This is a genomic window from Sellimonas caecigallum (assembly GCF_019754295.1).
In the GTDB taxonomy this organism is placed as follows: domain Bacteria; phylum Bacillota; class Clostridia; order Lachnospirales; family Lachnospiraceae; genus Sellimonas; species Sellimonas caecigallum.
Map to the genome: position 1 here is coordinate 13,897 of NZ_VIRV01000021.1, position 23,346 is coordinate 37,242.

Annotated in this window: 19 protein-coding genes; 7 read left to right on the forward strand and 12 right to left on the reverse strand. The window is 47.2% G+C overall.

Translation table 11 applies throughout. From position 1 onward, the window contains the following. Positions 1 to 26: 26 nt before the first annotated feature. The 6 genes from FLB61_RS11340 to allE all read right to left on the reverse strand — a co-directional run bounded on the left by FLB61_RS11340 (position 27) and on the right by allE (position 8,036). Positions 27 to 254, reverse strand: a complete 228-nt coding sequence (locus FLB61_RS11340) for a hypothetical protein (RefSeq protein ID WP_246599221.1) — start codon at positions 252 to 254, stop codon at positions 27 to 29. Next, a complete protein-coding gene (locus FLB61_RS11345) occupies positions 254 to 1,864 on the reverse strand; it encodes an L-lactate permease (protein WP_221920224.1) in 1,611 nt (536 codons plus the stop codon). Before FLB61_RS11345 ends, FLB61_RS11340 begins: the two co-directional genes overlap by 1 nt. 42 nt (positions 1,865 to 1,906) lie before the next feature. Continuing rightward, positions 1,907 to 2,842 (reverse strand): carbamate kinase, encoded by a 936-nt coding sequence (gene arcC, locus FLB61_RS11350; protein ID WP_087202788.1) that lies wholly within the window; start codon positions 2,840 to 2,842, stop codon positions 1,907 to 1,909. A 27-nt stretch (positions 2,843 to 2,869) separates the two neighbouring features. After that, complete coding sequence (locus FLB61_RS11355; RefSeq protein ID WP_221920225.1) at positions 2,870 to 5,875, reverse strand: bifunctional FdrA/YlbE family protein; 3,006 nt, start codon at positions 5,873 to 5,875, stop codon at positions 2,870 to 2,872. A gap of 18 nt (positions 5,876 to 5,893) precedes the next feature. After that, on the reverse strand, positions 5,894 to 6,946 hold the full coding sequence (gene allD, locus FLB61_RS11360) for an ureidoglycolate dehydrogenase (RefSeq protein ID WP_221920233.1): 1,053 nt from the start codon (positions 6,944 to 6,946) through the stop codon (positions 5,894 to 5,896). A 301-nt stretch (positions 6,947 to 7,247) separates the two neighbouring features. Further along, positions 7,248 to 8,036, reverse strand: coding sequence for a (S)-ureidoglycine aminohydrolase (gene allE / locus FLB61_RS11365; RefSeq protein WP_087202722.1), 789 nt, complete (start codon positions 8,034 to 8,036; stop codon positions 7,248 to 7,250). Positions 8,037 to 8,263: 227 nt separating this feature from the next. On the opposite strand from allE, the gene FLB61_RS11370 reads away from it, so the two are divergent. Continuing rightward, positions 8,264 to 9,115, forward strand: coding sequence for an alpha/beta hydrolase (locus tag FLB61_RS11370; RefSeq protein ID WP_221920226.1), 852 nt, complete (start codon positions 8,264 to 8,266; stop codon positions 9,113 to 9,115). A 30-nt stretch (positions 9,116 to 9,145) separates the two neighbouring features. Here the strand turns inward: FLB61_RS11370 and FLB61_RS11375 are convergent, their stop codons facing one another. From FLB61_RS11375 to FLB61_RS11390, 4 genes are all read right to left on the reverse strand, one after another. Further along, the gene (locus FLB61_RS11375) at positions 9,146 to 10,522 is read right to left on the reverse strand and encodes an NCS1 family transporter (protein ID WP_087202726.1); all 1,377 of its coding nucleotides are present in this window, start codon (positions 10,520 to 10,522) and stop codon (positions 9,146 to 9,148) included. 28 nt (positions 10,523 to 10,550) lie between these two features. Then, positions 10,551 to 11,924 (reverse strand): allantoinase AllB, encoded by a 1,374-nt coding sequence (gene allB / locus FLB61_RS11380; RefSeq protein WP_087202728.1) that lies wholly within the window; start codon positions 11,922 to 11,924, stop codon positions 10,551 to 10,553. A 51-nt stretch (positions 11,925 to 11,975) separates the two neighbouring features. Further along, on the reverse strand, positions 11,976 to 13,163 hold the full coding sequence (locus tag FLB61_RS11385; RefSeq protein WP_087211470.1) for a dihydroorotase: 1,188 nt from the start codon (positions 13,161 to 13,163) through the stop codon (positions 11,976 to 11,978). 313 nt (positions 13,164 to 13,476) lie between these two features. Continuing rightward, the gene (locus tag FLB61_RS11390; protein WP_221920227.1) at positions 13,477 to 14,730 is read right to left on the reverse strand and encodes a dicarboxylate/amino acid:cation symporter; all 1,254 of its coding nucleotides are present in this window, start codon (positions 14,728 to 14,730) and stop codon (positions 13,477 to 13,479) included. Between the two features lie 266 nt (positions 14,731 to 14,996). On the opposite strand from FLB61_RS11390, the gene FLB61_RS11395 reads away from it, so the two are divergent. Continuing rightward, a complete protein-coding gene (locus tag FLB61_RS11395; RefSeq protein ID WP_087211467.1) occupies positions 14,997 to 15,860 on the forward strand; it encodes an oxamate carbamoyltransferase subunit AllH family protein in 864 nt (287 codons plus the stop codon). Here FLB61_RS11395 and FLB61_RS11400 read toward each other — a convergent pair. Together FLB61_RS11400 and FLB61_RS11405 are read right to left on the reverse strand one after the other, a co-directional pair. Then, complete coding sequence (locus tag FLB61_RS11400; RefSeq protein WP_087202736.1) at positions 15,826 to 17,058, reverse strand: pyridoxal-phosphate-dependent aminotransferase family protein; 1,233 nt, start codon at positions 17,056 to 17,058, stop codon at positions 15,826 to 15,828. The two genes, FLB61_RS11395 and FLB61_RS11400, sit on opposite strands and share 35 nt — an antisense overlap. 234 nt (positions 17,059 to 17,292) lie before the next feature. Continuing rightward, entirely contained in the window at positions 17,293 to 17,538 is a 246-nt protein-coding gene (locus tag FLB61_RS11405) for a cyclic nucleotide-binding domain-containing protein (RefSeq protein WP_221920228.1), read from the reverse strand. 79 nt (positions 17,539 to 17,617) lie between these two features. Between FLB61_RS11405 and FLB61_RS11410 the strand changes: the two genes are divergently transcribed. The 5 genes from FLB61_RS11410 to FLB61_RS11430 all read left to right on the forward strand — a co-directional run bounded on the left by FLB61_RS11410 (position 17,618) and on the right by FLB61_RS11430 (position 23,341). Then, positions 17,618 to 18,301, forward strand: a complete 684-nt coding sequence (locus FLB61_RS11410; RefSeq protein ID WP_330625606.1) for an MATE family efflux transporter — start codon at positions 17,618 to 17,620, stop codon at positions 18,299 to 18,301. Between the two features lie 109 nt (positions 18,302 to 18,410). Continuing rightward, on the forward strand, positions 18,411 to 19,559 hold the full coding sequence (locus FLB61_RS11415; RefSeq protein ID WP_087202739.1) for a DUF3798 domain-containing protein: 1,149 nt from the start codon (positions 18,411 to 18,413) through the stop codon (positions 19,557 to 19,559). Positions 19,560 to 19,690: 131 nt separating this feature from the next. After that, positions 19,691 to 21,271 (forward strand): sugar ABC transporter ATP-binding protein, encoded by a 1,581-nt coding sequence (locus FLB61_RS11420; protein ID WP_221920231.1) that lies wholly within the window; start codon positions 19,691 to 19,693, stop codon positions 21,269 to 21,271. Then, positions 21,261 to 22,286 (forward strand): ABC transporter permease subunit, encoded by a 1,026-nt coding sequence (locus FLB61_RS11425; RefSeq protein ID WP_087202740.1) that lies wholly within the window; start codon positions 21,261 to 21,263, stop codon positions 22,284 to 22,286. Before FLB61_RS11420 ends, FLB61_RS11425 begins: the two co-directional genes overlap by 11 nt. Beyond that, positions 22,283 to 23,341 (forward strand): ABC transporter permease subunit, encoded by a 1,059-nt coding sequence (locus tag FLB61_RS11430; RefSeq protein WP_087202741.1) that lies wholly within the window; start codon positions 22,283 to 22,285, stop codon positions 23,339 to 23,341. The genes FLB61_RS11425 and FLB61_RS11430 overlap by 4 nt, the downstream gene beginning before the upstream one ends. Positions 23,342 to 23,346: the final 5 nt, after the last annotated feature.

Consider the following 23,346-nt stretch of genomic DNA (forward strand, 5'->3'; position numbering starts at 1 on the left):
CCTTTTTATTGTGTATATGAATATTTTTATTTCTTTTTCAATCGGTCGTAAAGATGCACCTTGACCGGAGAATACAGCATCGCTGCTCCGATCATGATAAACCCTGCCGTACACAACCCGTCATTTCCTCCGGAAAGCCCTGCCATGATCACGGCAAATGCTGCCATGATCACAAGAAATGCGATGGTAAGCCCTCCTGCCCGGGTCTGAAAAAAACTCTTTTCTTCCACTGAAACTCCCTCTCTCTCTGTCATTATAGGCTGACTGCCGCAAACGCCAGCACTCCAATAGCGATAGCAACCGGCACTGTGATCACAATGATCTTCTTGAGTACCTTTCCTTCGTTTCCGAGAATGTCTGCCGTCGTCGTTCCGAGGATGATATTACTCGGGCTGACTGCACTTCCTATGGATCCTCCGGAAGACTGTGCTCCCAGTATCACAGAAGGATCTACCTCCAGCAGACCTGCCGTCGTCGTCTGGAATCCTCCAAAGAGGATGTTGGAACTCATATTGCTTCCGGTCATAAAAGATCCGAGAAGTCCCACGAACGGGGAAAGTACCACGTAGACTTTTCCAAGTACATTGGCGATCCCATTTGCCAGCACTACCGTCTGTCCGGTTCCCGCCATAACTTTTGACATGATGACAAGTCCGATCACGGCGATACCCGACGGCATCGTCATAGATACCGAGCGGACAAATACACCCTTTACTCCGCCATTTTTGATCCAGCCTTTCTTTTTGTAATAGACAAGTCCGATAAGAGAAGACAGCAAAAGGAACATGCTGGCGTGCGTAAACGGCGACAGAGGCGAGAAGCATTCTGTGGCCTCATTGACATATCCGTATCCTGTCTGCGTCTCCGGAAAGGCAAGTCCGATCTGGAACTGGGACAAAAATGTATTGACCGGTTTTACGACCAGAACAATAAGCGTAATGGCCGACAAAAGAAAATACGGTACAAATGCATGGATGAGGGTCATTCCCTCCGGCTTATCATCTGCGCTCTGCCCGGCAAATGTCCGATCCATGATCTGGCTCTCTTCCACGCACCAGTCTTTTTTATAAGGTTTCATCTGACCAAGAAGAAGGACTGCCACAAGTGAAATACATGCCGGAACAAAACATGCGATCGTCGTGTTGACCTGAGTTAGGAGAAGTTCTCCCCCTCCCTGGATCAAAGAGATAAACATAACCGGCAGAATTCCTTTTTTGATGGCTTTCCCTTTGCCGTAAAACCAGCAGATGACCATCCCGTCTATGATATTCCAGAACCAGATAAAGGCAGCTGTGCAAAAGGCGGTAGCCAGGTATTCCTTGCTTCCTGCCGTGAGTCCTGCGCTCATAGCCAGGGCGTCCCACGCTGCACCAAGCGTCCCGAACGTATTTCCCCAGGACTGCCCGAGAAGCGGGATGATAACCGCCCACATCGGTTTGACTCCGATACCGATCAGAAGCGGCGCTCCTACCGCCACCGGCACTCCAAACCCTGTAATACCCTGAAGAAAGCTTTCGAATATCCATCCCATGGTCAGTACAAGCAGAAGTTCGTTTGGAAGCAGTTTCCTCATGCCATCCCGGATAACGGAAAATGCTTTCGCTTCGCTTCCCACCTGATACATCAGGACCGCTGTCCAAACGATCAGAAGGATCGTAAGGGCATTCCATATGCCTTTTGCCCCCTCCGATACGATCAGGCGGATATCTGCCTTGTAAAATACAAGTCCTGTTATCACTGTGATGACAAGTCCCACCGGAGCTGCTTCTGTAGCTCCCCACTGGAATTTGATCATCAGTACGAGCAGTACGATAATGGGCAGACATGCCAGTCCCCACATGAAAAAATTAATTGGTATGTTCATATTCTCTCTCCTAAGTCGTATTGACAGGACGCTGCCGGATTTCTATTCATGGATCACAGTCCCGGTCTTTCCCGCGATTCCGTCCGCCGCTTTATCCAGAAGGGTAATAAGTGTCTTTCTCCCCTGCCCGGATCTTGCGAAGCGAAGAGCCGCTTCGATCTTCGGGAGCATGGATCCTTTTGCAAACTGATCCTGCCGAATGTATTCTTCTGCCTGTTCCACCGTGATGTCAGACAGCCATTCCTGATTTTCTTTTCCGAAATTGATGGCCACTTTCTCTACCGCCGTAAGAATGACAAGGAAATCCGCCCCGATCTGAGCTGCCAGAAGACTGCTCACATTGTCTTTATCTATAACCGCATTGACCCCGGTTAATTTCCCGCCCTTGTTGATGACCGGAATCCCGCCGCCTCCGCATGTGATGACAATATGTCCTGCTTCCAGCAATGTCTCGATAGTCTTTAATTCCCGGATCCTCTTTGGCATCGGGGAAGGAACCACGACACGGTATCCTCTTCCCGCGTCTTCCATGCAGTGCACCCCTGTCTCTTCCAGTTCCAGCGCCTCTTCTTTCGTGAGAAAGCCGCCGATAGGTTTGGTCGGGTTTTCAAATGCTTCATCATTTTCATCTACCTCGACCTGGGAAAGGATGGTGGAGACCTTCCCGTCTATCTCGCGCTTAAACAATTCGTATTTGATGGCATTTTGCAGATCGATCCCGATATATCCCTGGCTCATGGCGACACAAGTCGGGAGCGGGACCTTTTTATAGTTTTTATTTTCCGCCCGCAGACTGTCCATGGCGTCCTGGATCATACCCACTTGCGGCCCGTTTCCATGGGTCACGATAAGGCTGTATCCTTCCTGCGCCAAATCTACGATCACTTTTGCTGTCTTTGCGACAGCCTCTTTTTGCTCTTCTATATCTTTGCCCAGGGCGTTTCCGCCCAGGGCTATCACAATTTTCTTCTTCTCCACAGCCATCTTCCTTTCTGCTTTCTTCGTCTATGAAGTAAAGCCGAGTTTTTTGGCATACGCAGCGATCGCTTTTTCGAAGCACTCGATCGGCGGATGCACAGTTCCTGCGCCGATCTGTCCGTATCCGGCGATCTTATGCGCGATTCCCGTATTGATTACCGGAGTGATGCCTTTCTCTACTACAAGTCTCGCATCGATTCCAAGGCAGGCTCCCTGGAAATTCCAGTTCGGGATGATAAAGTTCGGATTGCGGTCGATGGTAATCTCCGTCATCTCTGTGCTTGTGCGCAGAGCATCCTCATATCCGCCTGCGCCGACAAATCTTGTCACAGCCGGGGCTGCGATCATTGCCATACCGCCGACTCCTACCGTTTCTGTAATGGCGCTGTCTCCCATATCCGGACACGCATCTTCTCCGTCATATCCTGTAAAGTAAAGTCCCTGCGGCGTATTGACCGGACCTGTAAACCATTCGTCTCCCATGCCGGCGATCCGGATACCGAATTCATATCCGTTTCTGCACATCGCAGTTACGATCGTACCTCTTTCTATTGTCCTTGCTGCATCCATAACGGCTTTTCCTGTCGCCATCATGATATTCAGGAAGAACTGATCCGTATCGGAAAGGAATTTGATGACATCATAGCGATCCTTGTCATCCATATCCATTTTTGTGATCGTCGGAGCCACTTCTTTCAAGAACGCAAGAGAAGCCGCGATATTTCTCTGATGGAATTCATCCCCCATAGCGATAGCCTTTGCGATAAGCGGATTGACATCGATGCCTCCAAGTTCCCGGATAGCTCTTCCAAGAGTTGGGCCAAGAACATCTCTCATCCAGCGAAGCCTTTCCACAACCTCTTCGGAATATGCCCCGAAACGAAGTACCTTTCCGATTCCTTCATTCATCGTACAGTACGCTTCATTTCCGTCCGTTACATTTTCCACAACAAATACTGCCATGTTCGGAGATGTGATTCCTCCCATCGGTCCGACTGCTTTCACATGATGACACGGAATGAATCGGATCTCTCCGGACTCCAGAAGCTTGCGTGCATCTGCTTCATTATCTGCCCATTCTTCAAAAAGGACTGCTCCCACACAGGAACCCTGCATCGGATCCGGCATGTTTTCGTAGGCTACCGGCGGACCTGCATGGAGGATCACTTTTCCTTCCCGCATCTCCGGAATCACTTCTTTTGCCCGCACGTTATCCTTGATGACCGGCTGGCTTGCCACCACTTTTGCGATGACTTCACGGTTTGCTTCATCGATGTCCAGACCATCGTAGTGTCTGAGGAAATTCAGGGTCTTGATAAGTTCCACATTTCCTCCTGCCGGCGGCATCCAGTCATACTGCACGACTTCGCAGCCAAACTGTTCTGCCACTTCTGCAAAGCTTTTCAGTCCGAGATTGATGATCTTCGGCTTCTCGGACAGCATCTGGAGCAGCTTTTCGGATGCCTTTTGCGGAACAACATCAGATGTCTGTCTTGGACGGATCTCCTTTTCCGGTTCGTCAAAATCGAGTCCGATAGCCTGAATCGCTGTGCGAACGGCAAGTTTATTTGTCTCGCAGACGATAACGCCCGCTTCTTTCAGCTTGTTTACCGCCTCGTCATATCCCTGATAATCTCTTCTTGTCCCGCATACTGTGGAGACGAAGAATACTTTCCTTCCCTCTGCTTCTGCCTTTTTCTGGAGCTCTTTGATCGTCGGGAGAAGTGCTCCTGCCATATCTTCGTGGGAACCGTATCCAAGCATGATATCGAAAAGGATCACACCTGTAGATTCATCATCTACCGCCTCCTGCATACATTCGATCCGTTTTGCAGGATCGATCATTGGATGCGGTTTGCCCTGTGTATACACGTCATCTCCAAGATCTACCACAATGTGCCCGTCTGTCTTCAACATGAATCCTTCCGCTTTTTCCGGCGGAATGGCAAGCTTTAACGCATCTTTGATAAGCATTGCGGCTTCCCCTGCAAGTGTTCCTCCGGAATAGTATGCCTTGATCGTCTTCTTGGCATCAGCCGGATAAAATTCGGATCTGTCTGTATGAACTTCCCCTTCTTCCGCTTTTGTGCCTCGCACAAGGCTTACTGCCAGACGTGCCGCCTCGTCGAGAGTATATGTATGATAGAAGTTTTCTTCATGATATTCCGGCTTTTCTCCCAGGAAAAGAGTGATAACCGGTTTTTTGCAGACGCTCAGTCTTGCAGAGATTTTTTCCCTCACTTCTTTTGCCGGTGGTTTGGAAATCACGATCAGTACTTTGACAGTGTCGTCATCTTCCATCGCGTCGATCATATCCATCATGGTAATGCCTCCTACCTCTGTGGACAGATCTCTTCCGCCTGTACCGATGGCGTTTTTAACTCCTTCTCCGAGACGGTCAATGATCGTAGTAAGCTCCTGAATTCCGGTTCCGGAAGCTCCGATGATCCCGATCGCCCCCGGTGTCACACTGTTTGTGAATGCCACCGGCACTCCCTGGATGATGCCTGTACCGCAGTCCGGTCCCATGACAGCAAGACCCTTCTCATGTGCTTTTTCTTTTAACTTCTTCTCATCTTCAATCGTCACATTATCGCTGAACATGAAGACATTCATTCCTTCGTCCAGCGCCCGGTCTGCTTCCAGAGCTGCATAGGCTCCCGGGATAGAGATCACAGCCAGATTGGCATCCGGAAGTTTCTTCAGAGCCTTATCCCATGATTTCACACTTTCGGCCCCTTTTTTCCCTTCGCTGGATGCGGACTGCTTTTTAAAGAATTCGTCTATCTCCTTCATGATCGTATCCAGAAGGCTGTCATCGTCAATGTCCGCAACAACTACCATATCGTTTGCTGTGGACGCCATCAATTCTTCCGTATCCAGGCCGCTCTGTTTGAAAATATCTTTGTTGGCCGGCGTCGCCATCATGATAGATACTTTCTTTACTCCTTCTATCGTAGAAATCTGATTCGTCAAAAGCATAAGCACGACAGAATCATGATAACTGCCTTTTTTTACTACTGTTTTTAACATCTTTTATTCTCTCCTTCACTATTCGGCAAATCTGTTTTTGTGGTCATATCTGTTGTAATGGATATCGTCGCTGATGAGATACTCGTAAATGGAATCCACGATCTCGATTCCTCCGTCCTCATAGGCTTTCTCTTTTCTCATGACAGCGCGTTCTCCCGGATAGTACACTTTGTCATATCCGTCGGCCGTCGGCATCGCGTTAAGCTCATCACATGTCTCAGACATGTTTTTCTTAAACTGCTCAAGTCCGCAGAACCGGTTCGGATCCATCACGATGTGCATCTGTCCAAGCTCTCTTCCCTTGGAGCAATCATGATACATAGAGCTTACATGTTTTCCAAACGGCACTCCCATAAGGATTCCTGAGAAAACATCCACCATCATCATCAGCCCGTACCCTTTTGCTCCTGCGATCGGAAGCAGGGCGTTTACGAGATTCGGATCTGTGACAGGATTCCCTTTTTCGTCTACTGCCCATGTATCCGGGATTGATTCTCCTCTGGATCTCTTGTCCAATATTTTCCCCCAAGCCTGAACCGTCGTAGCCATATCAAACACAACTTTTCTGCCATCTGCTGTCGGCGCAGCAAATGAAATCGGGTTTGTTCCGTAATATGGTTCTGTCCCTCCCGGAGGCACTGCCATCGGATCGGACTGGCAGAAGGAAATCGCCACAAGATCCTGATCTGCCGCCATCTCAGTATAATATCCAATGGATCCGCTGTGAGAGATATTTCTCATTCCCACTACTGCGATGCCGTTCTCTTTCGCCATTTCGATGGCCTTCTCCATCGCTTTCTTGGCAGCCACATATCCGCATCCATTGTCTCCTTCAAAGACTCCAGAGCATGGACCAGTCTTTTTAAACTCAAAATGCGGATCTGTTGTGATACCCCCTTTTGCGATTCTCTCACTGTAATATTCCACTCTTACCGCTCCGTGAGAATGATATCCTCTTTCATCTGACCATGTCAAAATCTCTGCTGTGATATCTGCGTGTTCGTCTTTCAGACCCGCCCTCATCAGTTTCTTTTTCATCAAGCCTTTAAGTTCTTCTCTTGAAAGCCTCATTACCATAATCCTCTCTTTCATTGATTTTATCCTGTCTCCAGGCAACGTCACTATGATAATATTATTGCAATCAATGAACTTTTTTTCAATTGTTTTTTTAGATATATCGAAAACAGCTTTTTTATCTAACCTCAGACATTTTGTCTATTTTTTCACGTAATTGTCTATAAGAACATGATTTCCTATAGATAAAAAAACCAGCCCGTCAGTCTGCACAACCAATTCCTGACGAGCCGGCTTTTCCAAAACACATCTATAGTATCCGGAAGAATAAATCACATGCTGCAATCAATATCGTGCCTTAAAGCTGCACATCTCTGTTACAGTCTTTTGAGTAGATATATGTAACTTCCTCATCTTTGCCTACGCCGTAGCATGCCTGCGGGCAGTATGCCTGCATAAACACGTAGTCGCCTTTCTGAAGCGGTACCCAATCGTCTCCGATACGGTACATTGCTTTTCCGGAAAGGAAATACATGCCGTGCTGCTGTACATGTGTCTCAATGTAACCATGAGACGCTCCCATCTTAAATTTCAGGATGTGGAAGTTCATGTCAAATCCGAAATCTCCTGCTGCCGGAAGGAAATCTTTGATGTGGCAGTTTTCCATTCCTTCATATGGAATCCACGGAAGATCATTGTCATTTCCCACGACTGTGTGGGCAGCATATCCTTCCACTGCTTCGTATCTGCGTTTGTATGCAAAAAGAGTCGCATCTTCTGTTCCTGCATTTTCAAATGCTACCGTGTTGCTTACCGGTGAATAAATATATCCGCCTTTTGTGAGTGTCGTTTCCTGATCTGCATTCTTTACTTTCACGCTTCCTTCTACCACGTAGATAAAGCTTTCCAATCCTTCGCCGCCAAATGCAGGATTGTTTCCGCCTTCATGTACTGTGATGAGATAATCTGCAAAAGAAGCTCCCATCGCAGGTGAGCCAAGGATCGTCACATCGCAGTTCGTGTAGCCCGGAATAGCGTTTTTCACGATTCCGTCCGGCTCGATCACCACATAGCTTCCCATCTTAACGATAGATCTTGTATTCAGTAATTCTTCGCGATATCCTGTCTGTCCGTTTAAATAACTCATTTCAAATCCTCGCTTTCATTTTACCTTATTTACCAAACGGTTTTCCGTCAGTTGTTTTTATAATATCATTATTGCAGGAATTGTCCGATGATGCAATCGTAATATCAGATAAAAACTCTCTGTTTTTTTATCCACTTTTTCACTTTTGTCAATATTTTAACAATTGTATTTTATGTTATAATGTACTTACGGCTTTTTGCCGCAATTTGCAGACAAAGGAGAACCTCATGTTTACAGAAAGAGAAATTCATCTTGATACATCTGCTTTTCCAAAAAAAGCAGTTATTTATGAAAATCCAGATATTCCGCCAAAGGCCTGTCTTTTGTATTTCCACGGAGGAGGGCTTTTATACGGTACAAAAAAAGATCTCCCTTCGCTCCATCTCGAGCTGCTGACATCTGCCGGTTACCTTATCGTGTCCTACGATTATCCGCTGGCTCCGGCAGCCAAGCTGGAGACCATTGTCGCTGATGTAGAAGCCTCCATCCGGCATTACACAGAACAGCCGTCTCTCTACTATCGGAAGCCACTCCCATATTTTCTCTGGGGCCGTTCCGCCGGGGCTTATCTGTGTCTTCTGGCCGCAGCAAAAAACGCTTTTCCTACTCCTCCGAAAGGCATTCTTTCCTTTTACGGATATGGGTTCCTCTGTGACGACTGGTTCTGCACGCCGAGTCCTTATTACTGTACTCTACCGGAAGTTCCTTCTTCCTGCCTGGATGCCATAAAAGACGAGATCATCACAGAGGGGGATCTGAATACCCGCTATAGTCTCTACGTATACGCAAGGCAATCCGGACAGTGGAAGTCACTGATCTACGAAGGCCGTGACAAAACATTCTATCTCGACTACTCTCTGCGCACCTGCGACCGCCTTCCGTGCCCGCTCTTCTGCGCACACAGTACGGGCGACACCGATGTCCCTTATGCCGAATTCCTGGAACTTTGCAGGAAATACCGTGCACAACGTTTCGTCGTCTCCCGTTCTCTCCATGATTTCGATCGGGATGAATCGGATCCGGCTGCCCGAAAACTTCTGGAATCAACTATATCCTTTATGGAACAGAGCCTGCAGTAAAACACTGCCGGCTCTGTTTTTTTACAATATTTATTTTGCGTCCCGTTCCTCGAAAATCGTTCCGGTGCGGAATGCTTTGGAACTCTTCATATATTTCATCAGCAGGTAGTAAGCCACGCCTGACGGGATCAGACTGATATACCAGGACAGCTGCACCTGGATGAGGGAGCATATGGAGCCAAATATGATGGCAATAACTGCCGCCCAGTTAACCCCTTTGAACACGCCGCTCTTATCATACAGACGGTTGACGTCCAGCTTTTTCTTCCGGAGAATGTAGTAATCCACTGCCATGACTGCGAAGATCGGTCCAAGGAATGCCGAATAAAACTGTGTGAAAAGATTCAGTCCTGCTGCGGATTCGTCTGTGACAAGCTTCCAAGGCATACAACAGATGGACAGAACACCTACGATGACCGTAGACAGTTTCCATTTCACATGGAACGCTTCCATCAGCACATAAGCCGGCGGCACGATATTGTTCAGTACGTTGGTCGTAACCTGAGCAAATGCGATAAACAAAAGCGTCACGACTGTCAGGAATTTGCTTCCCATCGTCGTGGAGAATACAACGACTGGATCACTGTTTCCTGTAGCTGCTGTCACGAGAAGACCAATCAGCCCCATGAACAGTGTGACAGGAAGAATGGCGATCGTGTAAATACTTCCGGTAAACACCGGTCCGACATTCTCTTTCACATTTCGTGAATAGTCAGATGCATTAATGATCATGGTTGAGTAAATGCCAAGGAACGACGTGGTTGCTGCCCAGAACGGCATTCCCCATGTCCCCTTGATTCCCGAAAATACGTCGTCGATCTCCGTGGAGAACTGTGTTCTTACTACATACAGCATATATATAAGGATGGCGATGATGAAAATACAGGAGATGTTTTCCATCCATTTGATCCCCTCAAATCCATTGATAGCAAGCGCCACCTGAAGGGCAGTAAACAGGATGTAGACAACCGGCAGATTGTCAAACCCAAACAGGATTTTAAAACAGCTGTTGATAGCCCCTGCACCTACCCAGCTCTGGAAGCCGAACCAGATGATAGCCGGTACCCCTCTTAAAAGCCCCGGAACTTTGATTCCCGCTGTTCCAAAGCTGCTTCTGAGCTGTACGGTAAACGGAATCCCGTATTTATGTCCGCAGTTTCCGATGACAACGAGAGCCACCGCGATGACCAGACAGCCGATAATCATAGCCAGGATCGCCTGTGATACTGTCAGTACTCCGATAAGTCCTGCACCCATGGAAAATGTACCGATAGATACACATCCTCCCATGAAGCTGGCCGCATAGGACACCGGCCCCATGATCCGTTTTTTGGTCGGCTGCAGATCCGGATCTACATTCCTGGCAAGTTCCGGATTCAGATTTTTATTCTCAACTAAATTACTCATATGTTCTCCTTTCCATGTTTCCAGTAGATCAGTCTAATCTTCTGACAAGCTCTCCTACCCCTTTTTCCGCTGTGATCTTTCCATCTTCCGCCACAATATGCCCCCGAATGATGGTGCATACCGGAAGACCTTTTCCTTTCATTCCGACAAATGCTGAGATTTTATTAACATAAAGAAGGGAATCTTCTGTGATCTCCCATTCTTTTTCCGGATCCACGATCAAAAGATCCGCATCAAATCCTGGCTGGATATCTCCTTTTTTGCCGTAGATGCCAAACGCCTTGGCCGGATTTTTGGCTGTCGCCCTGGCAATCGCCGTCGGACATACATTTCGTTTTACGCAGCCTTCGTAGAAAGCGATCTGGAAAGAATTCTGGATGCCGCTTATGCCTCCCCACACTTCAAATACATTCGTAATCTTTTTGCCAAGGATCTCGTTGTATTTTTCATCGTAGGAACATGGAGAGTGGTCGCTGGCGATGCCGCTGAATGTACCGTCTTCCACATAAGACCAGAGCCGATCTACTTCTTCCTGACTCCGAAGAGGCGGCGCACACTTAAAGAGCGGTCCGTTCTTTATCACATCCTGATCCGTCAGGCTTAAATAATGGGCGCATGTCTCCGCCGTGATATCGTAACCCTCCTGCTGTGCCTCCTTGATCTTCTGCGCCACATCCGGACTGCTGACATGGCAGATATGGGCTTTGCACCCTGTCGCTTTTGCGATCTCGATGATATCAACAGTGGCCAGCATCTCAGCGATGACCGGTCTGGAATCCAAAAATCCCTGCCAATCCAGACGTCCTTCTCTCATCATCCGCTGTTCCTGCCATTTGATAGTGGAAAAATCTTCACAGTGGAATCCTGCACGTCCTCCAAACTCTTTGATGATCTGCATAGCCTCATACGCCTGTCCATAATTTAAAGAACTATAGTCCGGGGACACCGGTCCTATGAAGGATTTAAAAGCCACACAGCCTTTATCATGAAGTCCTTTAAGGTCTCCCAGATTGTCCGGTATCAGACCTCCCCAGAAACAGTAGTCAACATAGGCGTTCGGCCCGACGATCTCATGTTTGCGATCAAAAAGCTCTGCGTTTGTCATGGCAGGTTCATTCTGGAGCGGCATGTCGATGATGGTCGTATATCCCCCGACAGCCGCTGCAGCTGTACCATGCGCGTAGTCTTCCCGCCATTCATATCCCGGATCATTTAAGTGTGCGTGTGTATCAATGGCACCCGGAAATACATATTTCCCGTCCGCATCCACCGTCTTTTGGGCCTGTGCATCCACTCCCGGAGCCAGAATGGCTGCGATTCGTCCATCTTTTACTGCCACTGTACCCTCGTATACTCTTTCTGCTGTCACGATTTTTCCGTTTTTTACCAACAAATCATACATATTCTCAAATCCTTTCCTAAATCTGATATCTGTTTATCGGCGCTTCTCCTTCTATTTTTTTACCGGCTTCACATATTTCCCATACCCGATGGCATCTTGTTCGTACATACCGTCTTTTGCGACTACTTTTCCGCGTATAATGGTGTAAACTGGCGCACCTTTTCCTTCCAGCCCATCGAAGCATGTCACGTGTCCTTTTGTAAGCAGTTCTTCCTGCCTGCATGTCCATGCTTTATCCGGATCAACAATGACGATATCTCCGTCAAATCCAAGTTCAAACGCGCCCTTCTTCCCGTACAGTCCAAATACTTTAGCAGGATTGTAGTCCATGACTTTTGCGATCAGGCTTGGACTGAGCCCTTTCTTATGTACTACCATATCAAACATCATTGGCAGGAAGAACTGGATCGAATTGAGGCCTCCCCAGGCATGCCAGATGTCCTTTGTCTCGTTGTCTTTTTCTTCATCAGCAGCCGGAGAATGGTCGCTTCCTACGCAGGAAAGCGTTCCGTCCAGAACATAATCCCAAAGCTTTTCCATGTCCTCTCTTTTTCGCATAGGAGGCGTGCATTTGGCCGGCGCTCCCTTCTCAAAAACAAAGTCTTCTGTAAATCCAAGGTAATGCGGGCAAGTCTCTGCTGTGACTGGAAGCCCTTCATAGATCGCATCTTTTACTGCCTGCGCCACCATCGGATGGCTCACATGGCAAATGTGCACCCTTCCGCCGGTAGCTCTGGCCATATCGATCACATTCTTGGTCGCCACATACTCTGTCCACACATCATGCGCATCCAGGAAGTCTCTTATCTTTTCTTCTTTCGTCCTCCCTTCTTTTCCCTTCGCTTCCCTTTCTCTTTCCAGTACCTGTCCGTACTCTTCACAGTGAAATCCACATAATGCACCGTATGGTTTCAGAATCTCAAGCGCTTTCCTTACATTTCCCATATTGACCGTCGGGAAAAGATCCCCGTTGGGACAAGTGCATCCTGCCGCAGCTGCAGCTCTGGATCCTGTCTCAAAATCTTCCCTGTATTCAAATCCAGGTTCGTTCAAATGAGCATGGCAGTCTATGATCCCTGGAAAAACATAATTTCCCTTTGCATCTATGACTTCTTTTGCCTCCGCCTCGGTCCCTTTTTCCAAAAACGCACTGTAAATCCCGTTTTTTATTGCAATATCAGCTTCATAGATACGGTCCGGAGTGACCAGTTTCCCATTTTTCACGATCAAATCGTACATCTTTTCCCCTCCTGCACAAGAATTTTTTCAAAATTCCTTTTCAATCTATATGTATACTAATAACTTTATTAGATTACAGAAAAAAAAGCAATGGCACGAAAGCTAAAAAAATATTTTGTTTTTATCTATCATGTATAAAACCCAAATCTCTTTGTGTCATTTTTTGTATTTGAAGATACAATTTTGATATTTTTTTAACATAATAAGGGCGCTCTTCCTTATTTCCCTTGGTCAAACAAAAAGCACTGGCGACAAGCGCCAGTGCTCACGTACGATTATTATAAATGCTTATAAAATATTTGTCAACCGCCTTTTATTTTGCGTATTTGACAGTTTTCTTTTCGTTGTAAACATCACGGTCCAGTTCGCCGATCTTATTGGCAACAAGCATACCTACCATAACGTCTACGTCTACATTCATCAATGTTCGGAACATTCCTGCAAACCAGTCGATACCGATAAGTACGGCGATACTGTCCATTGAAAGGCCGAGGGAGGAAGCAAGGAACGTATAGACGATCACAGATCCGCCCGGAACAGAGATCGTTCCCATACACATGAGACAGGAAAGAAGGATCGCCATTCCCATCTGGTATACGCTCAGCTCGACACCTGTAGCCTGAGCCATAAAGAAGATCGCTACCACGTAACACTGTGCGGCACCGCAGCTGTTCATGGACATCGTGATCGGTCCTGTGAAGTCCGCCACTTTACGGCTTACACCGAATTTCTCCACTGCATCTTCCATCTTTGTCGGAAGACAGATTGCTCCGGATGTAGTCGTCACTGCCATGATGGACATCTTGGCAAATTTCTTCGGCATCTTAAACAGATTGACCTTGCAGAGCGTCGCTGTAAGAGGTCCGAACACAAGGAACTGGATCGCATCCCCCACGAGAAGCACTCCGAGGAATTTGAGCATCGGAATGATAACTTTAAATCCGGTCGAACCTGCCACGTTAGCCAGAAGGCAGAAGATACCGATCGGAGCCACTGTCATGACGATCTTGATGATATTTGTGATGATACTGTTGATTCCCACTACGAAATCTGCGATATTCCGGTTGCCTGTATGTTTTGTATACTGTCCCATGGCAACACCGAAGAACAGCGCGAATACGATACATGGAACCATGGATCCTTCCGCCATCGCCTGGATCACGTTTGTCGGGACAAAGTTGGTAAGTGTCTCCTGGAGAGATGCGGACGCCACTGTCGTCTCTGCAATCTCCTCTGCGCTGGAAAGGTCAATCCCCAAACCCGGTTTTACGATCAGAGAGAGTGCCACTCCAAGTGCTGCTGAAAATACCGTAAACCCGATGATCCATTTAAATGTATGGAATCCCATCTTTCCTACATCCTGTCCATCTCCGCTTCCTACTGCCCCCGCCACAGCGGACATTACAAGAATGACGACAGACATCTGAATCAAGCGCAGGAAAATATCCCCGATAAATTTCAGATTCGATGCCCACGGGCCTACGATACTACCGAAAACAAGACCGCCTATAGTCGCAAGAAGAATCTGCGTCGTAAGCGATATTGAAAATTTTTTCTTTTTTTCCATCAAGCTTTCCTTCCTTTCTTATACCCATAGATGTTCGCGCTCGCAGGCGCAATAAAGTCGGACCGGCCAGTCACTTTACTTATTACATATTCTAATGGATAACATTAGGAAAAGCAATGTAGAAAACAAGTAAATTATCCTCTTCTTTTTATCCATTGTGTATAATTTGCCGAATTTTATTTGTCCTTTTCTCGTCTTTTTGCTACAATCTTTTTTAGATTGTTAGACCGGAGTGACTATCGGATCCTCCGCGGAAAGGAAAACTTATGAAAATCAAAATTACGTCTTTTTCCACTTACGCCCTCTCGATACTCTGTTCTTGCGGACACGGTTTTATACACTCCGTATACCGTAAGACTGTAAATATACAGATAGGCGCTTCCCTCCTGGCCTTGCAGTCATCCCCGTCCCCTCAGTCTCCGCTGAGTCTTATGACGGAGCTGACTTCGGATCAGATAGAATCCTTATCTTTTTTGCCTGGCCAGCGCGTGGAAGTGATGCCGGAAGAGATTTGCATTTTTACAGGGACCAACGTCTTTTGCTTTGATTGTTCTGGCGCTTCTGTTTTTGATTCTCTTCTTTTGCCGTGCAGTCATCTTTCCTGGACCCGTTTTCTGCGGCCAGCGCTTTCCGGCTCCACATCTACGGGTTTTTGTCTTCTCTTTACAGATTCGAAAGAAGATGCGCCTGGAGATCAGTTTCTTATAAATAAAGCTGCTATGAGTAAACTCATGGCAGCTTCGGATCATTTTTATAAAGAAGATTATCCTTCCTCCGCTTTTATATTAAGCGGTCTCATCGGTCTTGGTATCGGCTTGACCCCAAGCGGGGATGATTTTCTGTGCGGCGTACTGGCCGGTCTCATCCTTACCGGACACGAACAGCATCCATTTTCCTCTTGTCTGAGAGAAGCGGTCGCTTCGCATCTGACAGATACAAACGACATCAGCCGCTCTTTTCTGTCCTGCGCTCTGGAAGGGCACTTCAGCCGTCCTGTCAAAGAGCTTGTATACGCCTCCTCCCCGAAAGAGATTCAGACCTCTTTTGGCGAAGTAGGCCATTCCTCAGGGATGGACACCTTGTGCGGAATCTTGTTTATCTGTTCTCTGCTTCTTGATAAACGTCCATAGCAGCGGCTACAGCTTCTCCGGATGAGACTTTGACTCCATTTCTTCTCATGACTGCTTCCAGTGCTCCGAGAAGGATCAGAATATTTCTCTTCTGGCTGGAATATCCCATGTTTCCGATACGGAGGATTTTTCCATCCAGCGGTCCAAAAGAAGTGGCGATCTCGATTCCAAATTCATCCAGCATCATACCGCGGATGGCCTTTCCATCGGCGCCGTCCGGGATATTGATGGCTGTGACAACCGGCATCTTGTGCTTCAGATCCCCGAAGATCGTAAGTCCCATAGCCTGAAGCCCTGCTACAAGCGCTCTGTCGTTGAGGCTGTGTCTTGCAAATCTTGCCTCAAGCGTCTCATTTACGATACATCTGAGTGCTTCGTGCACGGCATACTGCATGCTCGTAGCCTCTGTATGGTGGTTGAGTCTTCTCGGACTCCAGTAGTCCTCAAGCTGTCCCAGATCCAAATAGTTGCTTGGTATGCGCACAAGGCCGCCGTCCACATCATCGGATGTACGGATTCCTTTTTCTACACGTTTTCTGGCTTTTACGATATCCTCGATCTGCTGATTGTATGTGATCAGGGCAGATCCTGACGGAGCGGAAATACATTTCTGTGTTCCGGAGATACATGCGGACAGTTTCCAGTCATCCACTTTCACATCCACGCCTCCCAGTGTTGCTACCGCGTCAACGATCAGAAGCGCTCCGTATCTTTCACAGATTTCTCCAAGCTCTTCCAAAGGCTGCATCATGGAAGTAGAGGTTTCACCGTGGATGCAGGCAACTGCTTTGTAGCTGTCTTTCTTCAATGCATCTTCGATCTCCTGCGGATCGAATACGGTTCCCCACTCTTTTTCCAGAAGGGTAATATCTGCCCCACAGCGCTCCAAGATCTCAGCGAGCAGGTATCCGAAACGTCCAAATGCCGGGATGAGCACCTTATCTCCCGGACAGATCGCTCCGGTCAGCACGGTTTCCAGACCTCCTCTTGACGTAGTATCCACTACATAAGTCTGGCGGTTCTTTGTCTGGAACACATAACGTTCCATTTCCATCGTCTCATTCATAAGAGCGGTAAATTCCGGATCAAATTGTCCCAGGATATGTGCGCTCATGGCACGAAGGACTCTTGGATCAGCTTCCACCGGGCCCGGTGTCATCAGCATACGTGGGGATGGGTTGATTTCTTTATACTGCATATTCATTTCTCCTTTTGCCTTTCTATTCCGTTATGAAATGCTTCACTTTGCTAAAGTCAAAACATTATTTATTATAATTACCCCACGCTGTTTTCGCAAGCTCTTTTTATCTTATCTTTTCACACAGATTTGTTTCGTAAGGTACTGGGCGGATGAGACTGATCAAATAATCCCGGTTCAAAATCCGAATCTTCTTATAGGAAGTAGATACGATCCCTTGCTCTTTCCATTCATTCAATACTCTTGTGCCGTTACACGGTTCAGTCCCAGGGAAATACCCAGCTCTTCCTGTGTATACGGTATACTTGTCCTTGTCACTCCCCGGTCCGGATCCGGGTACGACGTCTCGTGAAGCAGAAAACTCGCAATTTTCTGGTACCGGTCATACAATGTGATTCTTCTGAGCTGCTCCACAAGATGATTGCATGTCCTGGACAAAAGCTTGAGCATTATCTTCATCAGTTCTCTGGATTCTTCCATTTCATCTCAAGGAATCAGCATGGTCATTGCCATTTTTTACCTAAACCGAAAAAATTTCGTCTGTCGGTTTTCAAGGAAAATGCTGAGGATAGACAGAGCACTTCTGAAAGAGCTGGTCCTTGTGGGAATCCCGGTTTCTTTCCAGGAATGCATTGTTCGCTTTTCTTTCTTATATTTGACGTCCATCACAAACAGTTTCGGGATTTACACTGCATCTGCAGTGGGCGTGGCAAGCAAATACGATGTATTTGCCATGCTTCCGGCTACTTCCATATCCAACGCACTTGCAGCCCTCACTGCGCAAAATATGGGCGCCGGAAAACCAGAACGCGCCAGAACCTTCCTTCACTATGGCATGACAACAGCATTTGCCTGTTCCCTGGCTTTCTTTGCCTGGGCACAGATTTCCCCGCAGACAATGATCAGCATCTTTTCATCCGATCCGAATGTAATTTCTGTCGGAATTCCGTTTCTGCGGGCATGCAGTTTGGACTACCTTGCCGTTTCCTTTTTATTCTGCCTGAACGGATATTTAAATGGCTGCGAAAAGACACTGTTTACGATGGCAAACTGTTGCTGCGGCGCTTTGCTGATCCGCGTCCCTCTTCTGGCCATGCTGATCTATAACAATGTACACTCACTTCTGTATTACGGGCTTGTATCGCCATTTTCTTCTGTGGCCATGCTCGGTGTAATCTGTTTTTATATGACCCGTCAAAGCAGGAAATCCGGTGTGCTTCCTATTTATAGAAAAACTATATAATCGTTATAACAATTACCTATAAACAGAACGTTCACAGTTTGTTGACAGTTTGTGTTTCCGCCGATATACTTAGTCTTACTACATTCATATAACAAAGGAGAGAGTGCATATGAGGAAAAAATTAGCTGTGCTTTTGGCATGCGTCATGGTATTTTCCATGTTCTTAACTGCATGCGGCAACAGCAGTGAAGAAACAAAGGAGAAAAAGCAGACAGAGACTGCTTCTGAAGATGAGTATCATGTAGCTATCGTTACCCCTACATTATCTGTAAGTGAAGATGAGTTCCGTGCAGGACAGCAGCTGGAAGAGCAGTATCCAGATATCGTGCAGCATCTTGTCCTCCCGGAAAAATTCGATACAGAGATTGAAGGATGCATCAGTACGATCGTATCCGCTGCCGATGACCCGCTTATGAAAGCAGTTGTCGTTATCTCCGGACAGTCAGGCCTGATTCCTGCTTTCCAGCAAATCAAAGAGAAGAACCCGGATATCATCACGATCTCTGCCCCGATTTACGACGAACCGGATATGATGGCAGAGTATATCGATCTGAATCTTGACATGGACGCCCTGAGAAGAGGAGAGACAATCCCGACAAAGGCACATGAAATGGGAGCAAAAACATTTATCCACTATTCCTTCCCTACACATCTTGCAAAACCACTTATCACTGCAAGAAAAGACAAGATGAAAGAAACTTGTGAAAAACTCGGCATGGAATTTGTGGAAGTGATCACTCCAGACCCGCAGACCGGAAACGGACCGGAAGCTATGCAGCAGTTCCTCCGTGAAGATATTCCGCGGCAGATTGAAAAATACGGCACAGACACAAATATTTTCGGCTCCAACTGCCCGATGTACGATGTCATCATCGACGAAGCTCTGAAGCTGAAATTTACAGTCGCAGAACAGTGCTGCCCGACACCTACACAGGCATTCCCGACAGTTCTCGGACTTGAGATCTCTGAAGAAGATGCGACAAACTTCGACAAGATCAACGAGATGATCGCTGAAAAGGTAGACGCTGCAGGTATGAAGGGACGCCTTTCCGGCTGGCCGATTCCATCCACTATCTTCCTTCCAAAATTTGGTGTGGAAGTTGCAATGGAAATGATCACAAATCCGGATTTTGATCCGAACAGTGCTGAAAATCTCGGCAAGCTTGCCAAGGAGAAATTCGATCTGGAGGTAGATTTCCAGCAGTACGAAGACTACGAAAACTATTACATGTTTATCATGGAAGACATTTATTACTAAACCTCACATAATAATATCCCTGTTGGAATCAACGCTTCTACCATCTCGATTTTCCAACAGGGATATTTTTTCCTGCATATGGTATAATGGATATGCCATATGAAAAACCATTTCCGAAAAGAGAGGAAAAAATGAAAAAAAATATACTGGAGATAAAAAATCTGACAAAATATTTCGGCCAGAACAAGGTACTCCACGAAGTCAATCTGTCTATCGAAAGAGGAAAGATCCATGGACTTGTAGGTGCAAACGGATCTGGGAAAAGCACTATCATGAACATTCTCTTCGGTAACAGCGTCATCTCGGAGACTGGTGGATACGAAGGCGAAATCCTTCTGGATGGGGAACCGATCCGTATCCGTTCGACACGGGATGCTATGAAATACGGATTCGGTATGATCCATCAGGAGTTTATCCTGATTCCCGACATGACAGTGGCCGAAAATATCAAACTTACAAGAGAAAATACAAAGAAAGGAGCCAGCCGGATCCTGGGACACGAACTTTCCTACATCGACAAAGCACAGGATCAGGAAGACGCTTCATCTGTTCTAAATGAACTCGGCTTTTCCATCGACTGTTCCTATCTTGTGAAAAATCTCTCCACAAACGCAAAGCAGTTTGTGGAGATCGCCAGGGAGCTGGACAAAAAAAATCTGAAGTTCCTCCTCCTGGACGAGCCCACCGCCGTGCTGAATGATGAGGATTCCCGCCGCCTCATGGATGTCCTGAAAAAACTTGCCTCAAAGGGTACATCCATCCTTTTCTGTTCTCACAGACTCCATGAGATATGTGAGCTCTGTGATACTGTCACTGTGATCCGTGACGGCAATATCATCTCGGAATATCAAAAAGAAAACATGTCTATCCCGGCGCTGGCCACAGACATGATCGGTTACGACATTCATGAAGCTGTCCAAAAACCGCGCATGATAAAAGAGGAATCCATTCTTTCGTTCCGCGATTTTTCCGTTCAAATGCCCGGAGAGCAGCTGCACGGCATCCATCTGGACGTAAAAAAAGGAGAAATACTTGGCCTTACAAGCCTGTCCGGTCACGGAAAGCTGGCCCCTGGATACGGCGTCCTTGGTATTTATCCGTCATCCGGCAGTATCTTGTTTGAAGGAGAAAATCTGGATCTTTCCGACACAGGAAAGACCATAGAAAAAGGAATTTTTCTTCTGCCGGATGACCGAAAAAATATGGGCCTTCTCCTGGATCATTCCATCCGGGAAAACATCGTATTTTCCGGTTTTTACGGGAAACACCGCTTTTCGAAAAAACTGTTCGGCCCGTTTTCTGTAAGGGATAAAAAATCCATGTCCCGCTATGTCGAAGAACAGATCCGAGAACTTGGCATCAAATGTGAAAATATGAATCAGAAGACAAGGGAATTGAGCGGAGGTAATCAGCAGAAGGTCTGCATTGCAAGAGCCGCAGCCGTCCGGCCAAAAGTACTCTTTATTTCAGAACCTACAAGAGGCGTGGATATCGGAGCCAAAGAGAAAATACTGGATGCACTGATCCGGATGAGCCGGGAACAGGGGACTACCATCATCGTCGCTTCCAGCGAACTCGAAGAACTCAAAAGGATCAGCGACCGGATCGCCGTCCTGTGCGAAGGAAAAGTGTCCCGGATTCTTCCGCCGGATGCCTCGGAGGAAGAATTTGCATACGCATATACAGGAGAGGAGGAGCGCTATGACCAATAGATCAAAACTGCCTCAGATTATCATTGCATCATTTATGCTCCTGCTTTTTGTAATGGCAGGATTTCTGAAGATGGATATCCCGGAACTGATCGGGGATTCCTTCACAAAATTTGTCATGAACGGCGTACTTGTCCTGGCCATGATCCCTATGATCAACGCAGGCGCCGGCATGAATTTTGGTCTGCCGGTAGGCATCGTAGCTGGACTCTTGGGCATGTGTATGGCAATCCAGTTCCGTATGACCGGTATTTTCGGCTTCCTCGGAGCGGTGCTCCTGTCTGTGCCTCCCGCGGTCATTCTCGGATTTTTCTATGCCAAGATCCTAAACATGGTCAAAGGAAAGGAAGATATCGCAGCCATCTTTATCGGGTATTCCTTCATCCCGATCATGAATTTTGTATGGACGGTTATCCCGTTCACAAACCGTGAGATGCTCTACCCGGTCGGCGGGGAAGGACTGCGTCCAAAGATCAGCCTGGAGCACTACTTTGGACAAGTGCTGGATAAACTGTGCACAGTCAAAATCGGAGGGATTTCTATCCCGCTTGGACTGATCGGTTTCTACGCGCTCATAGCCCTCTTGATCTACGGATTCTTCAAGACAAAATACGGCACTGTCATGCTGGCGGTGGGCGAAAATGAGCGTTTTTGTCAGCTTTCCGGCATTAAGATCAACCGTGTGCGGACGACCGCCATCATCCTTTCCACCGTCATCGGGGCAGTAGGAATCTGTGTATACGCCCAGAGCTATGGTTTCGTGGAGCTTTACAACGCTCCCCTGTCCCACAGCTTCCCTGCAGTGTCAGCGATCCTCATCGGAGGCTGCATTGGCAGACGAGCCGGCATTTTCCACGCTGTGCTCGGAACGTATCTGTATCAGACGATCTATCTTCTGTCCGCGCCGATCGCAAACGCGATCCTCATCCCTCAGATGTCTGAGATCGTCCGGATGATCATCACGAACGGAATTATCTTATATGCATTCCTGAAACAGGAAAGGAGGAAACGGTCATGAAAAACAGAAACAGAATAAGAAAAGAAGACTTTCTCGTCCCGGCTGCCTTTATACTATTCAGCGTGATCTGCTTTTTTCTGTCCGGGATCAGCTTTCCGTTTCTCGCGGAACAGGTATCACTTCGGTTTATACGGAATATCATCCTTGTCCTCGCCTTGATCCTTCCTATCATGGCAGGGATGGGGCTGAATTTTGCAGTTGTCATCGGTACGATGATCACACAGGCTTCCTTTATCTTCGTACTGAATTTCCAGGTCATGGGAGGATTGGGCGCGGTACTTGTTCTCCTTTTATCTCTTGCATTTGCAGCTTTGTTCGGACTTCTGATCGGGAAACTTCTCAACATGGTCAAAGGAAGAGAGATGGTAACTTCCATCGTCGTTGGGCTTTTGGCAAACTATATCTATCAGTTGATTTTTGTGGCAGGATTCGGCACCCTCATCAAAGTAAACAACGAAAAACTTGTACTTTCTACCGGTATCGGTGTTAAAAACATGGTGGATCTGAAGACGTTCAAAGAAGTGTTCGATCACGTGGGAGTCATAAAGATCGGGGAGGCAAAGATCTCTGTCATCCTTCTCCTCATCATCGCGCTGACCGGAGCCTTCGTCTTTTATCTCATGCGTACTCCTCTCGGACAGAAAATCAAGGCTGTGGGCATGAGCGAAGAACGGGCGGAAAATTCCGGCATCCATGTAAATAGAATCCGGATCATCGTTATCGTCCTCTCTACTGTCATCGCCGCCTTGGGGCAGTTTGTTTACCTTCAGAACATCGGCTCTCTCAATGTGTATACCGAGCATCTGGATACAGAAAAATTCGCCTGCGCCGCACTCCTTGCAGGGGGCGCCAGCATCCGTAAAGCCAATGTTCGCAACGCTTTTATCGGCGTCATTTTGCTTCACACGCTGTTTGTACTCTCCCCTCTTGCGGGAAGAAATACATTTGACAACGCCGCTCTCGGCGAGTATTTCCGAAGCTTCGCCGCATATGGAGTCATCGCCTTCGCGCTGGTCATGAATCTCCGTTTGGAGCGCAAAAAAGAATCCTGCTAATGGTG